At 39.0% G+C, this 3361-nt stretch carries 1 protein-coding gene and 1 pseudogene; one reads left to right on the forward strand and one right to left on the reverse strand.

Annotated features, from left to right (window positions below):
• A partial coding sequence (locus B4237_RS02345) for an efflux RND transporter permease subunit (RefSeq protein ID WP_286941172.1) occupies window positions 1–2740 on the reverse strand: 2740 nt, incomplete at its 3' end.
• 326 nt (window positions 2741–3066) lie between these two features.
• Between B4237_RS02345 and B4237_RS02350 the strand changes: the two are divergent.
• Window positions 3067–3361: pseudogene (locus B4237_RS02350) on the forward strand (sulfatase); the annotation flags it as partial.

Consider the following 3361-nt stretch of genomic DNA (forward strand, 5'->3'; position numbering starts at 1 on the left):
AACCAAACAAATAACTAAAAATAATCGTTCCACCAACACCAAGCGGAATTGCAGCCATCACCACCGATGGAATTGACCAACTCTCATAGAGCGCAGCCAAGCATAAGAAAATAAAGGCGACAGAGATGAGATACAACCAAATTGCTTGATTGCTAGACTGTTGTTCTTGATAAGACAATCCACTCCAAGCCAAGCCAACATCTGGCATTTGATCAACCAAACCTTGAATTGCCTGCATTCCTTGTCCACTACTAAAGCCATTCGCTGCGTCAGCATCTAAACTGATTGCAGGATACCCCATAAAACGCTCAAGCATCGGTGGCGCACCTTGCCAATCAATCTGACTAAACTGATTAAATGGCACCATTTGCCCATTGGCATTTTTTACATACCAAGCACTTAGATCTTCAGGTTTTGAACGATATGGGGCATCACCTTGTAAATAAACACGCTTGATTCGACCACGATCAATAAAATCATTGATATAACTACCGCTCCATGCAGTCGATAAAGTTCTATTGATTTCACTAACATTCAGACCATGGATCATTGCTGCTTTATGGTCAATTTTGATATTTAAAACAGCTTGGTCATCATTGCCTTTTTTATCTAGATTTTCGACAGAATCAATTGCATTACTTTGCTGCTGCAATTCTTTAAAAGAATCGACCAAACTGTCGCGTCCTGAGCCTTTGATATCTTGCAACCAAAAGTCAATTTTATCTGAATTACCTAGACCACGAATCACTGAGGGCATCACAACCATGATGCGAGCTTGATTATTTTTAGAGAAATATTTCATAGCTCTGGCACGAATTTGCTGTGCGCTGTTTTCAGTTCCCTTGCGATCGTCCCAATGTTTTAACGATATAAAAGCTTGCCCTAAATTTTGACCAGTTCCTGAAAAATTTCTTCCGTGAATGACCATGACACCATTTAAATTTGCTTTCTCATGTTCAAGGAAATAGTCTGAAACAACCTTCCCAACCTCTTCAGTCTTGCTCATCGGCGAACCTTGCGGGAGGCTAAACTGCACACCTAATAATCCTTGGTCTTCTTGAGGTAAGAAACTAGTTGGCAAATCGCGATAAACCCAAATGAAACTACAAATTAATAAAGACATCACAATCAAAGCGATCGCTTTAATACCAATCACCTTACTAGCAACATTGAGATAGCATGCTTTAATATAATCTAAACTTTTATTAAACCAGACAGCCCAGCGTGCTTGTTTTTGTTGCGGTTGCAATAGAATTGCACACAAAGCAGGAGTCAAAATCAAAGCCACTAACAGGGACAATCCCATCGCAACAACTAGCGTAATCGAAAACTGTCGATAGATGATCCCCGTCGCACCACTAAAAAACGACATGGGAATAAAGACAGCCGTTAATACCAACGTAATGCCCACCAATGCCCCACTGATTTCTTGCATCGACCGAATTGCAGCTTGTTTCGCTGTTAGCTGCTGTTCATGCATTAAACGCTCTACATTCTCCACCACGACAATCGCATCATCAACCAACAAGCCAATCGCTAATACCATGGCAAATAAAGTCAGTGTGTTAATGCTCATACCAAGAACAGCAAGAACTGCGCAAGTTCCCAAAATTACAACGGGTACAGTCACTGCTGGAACTAATGTAGCTCGCCAGTTTTGTAAGAAAATAAACATCACAAGCACAACCAGCCCTATTGCCTCAACTAATGTTGAAACGACTTGTGACATTGACTCTTTTACAAAAGGTGTATCATCTCGTGGATAAACAACAAAATATCCTTCTGGTAAAGTTTTCTCTAAGCGTGCTACTTCTTTATATACAGCATCGGCAACTTGCATCACATTTGCACCGACTGTTAATGATAAAGATAGACCAGAAGCAGGATAGCCATTTAAGCGGTTAAAGACTTGGTAATTTTCAGCACCAACTTCAACCCGCGCTACATCTTTGAGATAAACAAAACTGCCATCTGTATTGGCTTTTATAACAATATTTTCAAACTGTTCAGGGGTACGTAATAGTGAACCTGAGGTTACTTTAGCATTGAGATATTGATTATCTATCGTTGGTAAATCACCAACCGCACCAGCAGCAACTTGTGTATTTTGATTTTCAATCGCAGTGCGAACATCACTGACCTGTAATTGATAGCTTTGTAATTTTTGAGGATTAAGCCAAATCCGCATTGCATATTGCGAACCAAAAACATTGACCTCGCCAATTCCTTCAATACGGCTGAGATTTAACTCAAAATTATTGGTTAAGTAATCAGAAATATCGATATTTGTTGATCGGCCAGATTTATCTCCAAGACCGATGACCATGAAAGAGTCACTTAATGACTTTCTAACATTCACGCCTTGACGTTGTACATCTTCTGGTAAACGATTAATTGCACCATTAACTGCGTTTTGCACTTGAACTTGTGCTTGATCAGGATCAGTACCTTGCTTAAAGTACAAACTGATTCTGCTATTTCCGCTCGCATCACTACTGGAACTAAAATACAGTAAATGATCAATCCCTTTAATCTGCTGTTCAAGCACCTGTGTCACGCTATCTTCAACCGCTTGTGCATCAGCACCACTATAAGTCGCAGCAACGGTAATTCGAGGAGGGGCAATATCGGGATAACGTTCAACAGGAAGATTGAGTGTCGAAAAAATACCAAATGCCATCACCAAAATCGCTAGCACGGTTGCAAAGATCGGACGCTCAATAAAAAACTTAGATAGCATGGCTGTTCATTCCATATGCTGAAACAGTCAATTTTTCAAATGATAATCATTTTGGGAGTTGCGTTTGTGATCATTACCGAGCAATCAAGTAAACGCTATCTCTTTTAACATATCATTTCAAAATACAAGGAAATAAGGAGAAATAATGGATTTTAAAATAACAGTATTTATAAAACACGATGCCCAAAATATTGAGTCATCAAAATCATGCGATATAAATTAATTTACAGTCTAATCAAATACTTCACAAATTAAGATTGACACCATATCAACTAAAACAGATATTAGCACGCCTAACTCTCTCCTCCCCATTTTACTAGGCATTTATGAAGGCCAGCTTAAAAAGTTTTAATATTCTGCTACTTATTCTACTTCCAGCACTCATCACTGGTGGTTTGCTCATTTTTGCAGGAAATTTATCGGACGGTTTACGTCTGGGCTTTTTATCTTTACCTGGTGTGATTTTTATTTATCTAGCCATTTCACTTAAAAAAAGATACTGGCTGTGCTTTTCATTGATCTGGTGGTTCATCTTTCTACTTGATTCCCTCTTAAGATCAAGCACTTGGTTTTTATTTAGTAGTGATAATGAAGCGTACTTCATTATCGAAGCGATTGCCA

Origin of the sequence: Acinetobacter sp. UBA6526, from assembly GCF_002434875.1 — a bacterium.
GTDB classification, from domain to species: domain Bacteria; phylum Pseudomonadota; class Gammaproteobacteria; order Pseudomonadales; family Moraxellaceae; genus Acinetobacter; species Acinetobacter venetianus.